Source organism: Arachnia sp., from assembly GCF_057238465.1.
This window is the reverse complement of sequence record NZ_DBHHFZ010000026.1, coordinates 1-1,819: the sequence shown is the minus strand read 5'-3', so window position 1 is coordinate 1,819 and position 1,819 is coordinate 1. Positions and strand designations below refer to the sequence as shown.

Below are 1,819 nucleotides of genomic sequence, written 5' to 3'. Positions count from 1 at the left end.
GCGAGCGCGAGATCGACCTCACCGAGGCCATCGAGGGGACGCCGTCGGCCTACCCCCTGTGAGGCGGGGCTGGGGTGGCTGTCTGGAGTCCGTTGAAGCTAGGCGGATCGCTTCATCGACTGTTTGGTCGTCTCTTCACAATCTGTTTGGTCGCCTTTTCATGATCTGTTTGGTCGCCTTGGTGCGTGTGCATCGCTCTCTTGAGGCTCCGCAAGTCATTTCCATGCCAGCACAGGAGATATCGGTTGGTGGCCGTTTTGCGCTTGGGCCAGGGCGCCTACTGCACGAGGGTCGGGTGCTACTGGAAGAGGGTTGGGGCTACTCCGCGGGGGTCGGGGGTTCGTGCAGTACGCACAACCGTCGGTCAGTAGATCCCCACCCTCGTGGAGTGGGCCGGCTGGAGGCGGGGCGGGATAGCGCCGACGTCGAGCCACCGCCGGGAGGCTGCGCGGGAACCAGGCGGGAACCAGAGACGGCCGGCCCGAGGTCAGGCTGGGGAAGGCGGGGCCGGCCCCTGGGGCGAGAGCGCCCGGCCCGGCCACCAAGACCTCGCCAGACCTCGCGGAGTCGAGTACGTCAGCAGCTCAGTGTCCACGGTGCTGACATCAGCGGTCCCGTCGTCGAATCGCCCAGCGGGGATCGTTGGAATTCCAAGGCTCTGTCTCGGTTCACGACGTCGGTGCGGCGTTCATGTCAGCGTCATGGACACTGACGCTCCGCCAGACCGCTGTCAACGGCCGCTCCTCAGCCGGCCGTGACCTTGAAGGCTCCGACTCGTCCCGCGATCCCCGCCGCCAGGTCCTCGATCATCCTGGCGTCGTGGAGGCGGGTCCGCCAGTTCTCCGGGATGCCGCTGCGCCCGTACAGCGCCCCCGCCAGCTGCCCGTAGATGGCTCCGACGGTGTCGGTGTCGTCGCCCAGGTTCACGGCCAGCAGCGCCCCGTCGAGGAAGGTGTCGGTTCTGGCCAAAGCCCACAGCGCCGCCTCCATGCTGTGCAGGACGTAGCCCGACGACGAGATCTCGTCGCGCTCCTTGACCCGGTAGGAGCCACTCAGGATCGATGCCAGCTCGGGGCTGGTCACCTGCTTGGACAGGTTGGCGGCCAGCACGTACAGATCCTTGTGCGACGCCCCGTGGATGGCGGCCGCGATCAGCCTGCCGTAGGCCCCGCACCCCTCGACGCACTCGACGGCGGAATGGGTGGTGCGCGAGCTGTCGGCGCAGAACCGTCCCGCGGCCTCGAGGTCGTCGCAGAAGGCCATCGCGACCGGCGCCAGGCGCATCAGCGACCCGTTGCCGGCGCTCATTCCACCGACCTCCTCACGGTAGGGCTCGCCGGTGGCCTCGAACTCCCCCAGGGCGGTGAGTGTCTGGTTGCCGATGTCGAAGCACTGACCCGTGCTGCTGAGGTACCCGTCGCGGTACCAGTGGACGAACCGGGCCAGCTGGTCGCGGGGATCGTAGGCCCCGGTCTCGACCAGGCTCGCTGCAATGCACAGCGCCATGGACGTGTCGTCAGTCCACTGCCCGGGTGCCAGACCGAACACCCCGCCGCCCACCATGTCGGTGACGGGTGGGAAGGAGTCGCGGGCCTGGAACTCGACGGTGGTGCCCAGGGCGTCGCCCACTGCCAGCCCCAGGAGGCTGCCCAGAATCCGATCCTCGTTCATGGGGCCACAGTACAGAGGATGCCGGTGGCTGACCGGAGGATGACGGTCCGCAGGGCGGCCGCCCGGACCCGGGTCGGGGCCGGGAGCCCGCCGGGACTCCGCCGTCGGGCCCCGCCTACTTGGTGGGGGTGCGGCCCAGGGTGAGGTA

1 protein-coding gene is annotated in these 1,819 nt (G+C 68.7%); it reads right to left on the bottom strand.

Annotated features, from left to right (window positions below; genetic code table 11):
* Positions 1–744 precede the first annotated feature (744 nt).
* A complete protein-coding gene (locus ACO6D6_RS15395; RefSeq protein WP_484786116.1) occupies positions 745–1,671 on the bottom strand; it encodes an ADP-ribosylglycohydrolase family protein in 927 nt (308 codons plus the stop codon).
* Positions 1,672–1,819: the final 148 nt, after the last annotated feature.

Excerpts from the sequence above, each read along its gene's own strand:
- ACO6D6_RS15395 (WP_484786116.1), bottom strand. The coding sequence starts at position 1,671 with ATGAACGAGGATCGGATTCTGGGCAGCCTCCTGGGGCTGGCAGTGGGC.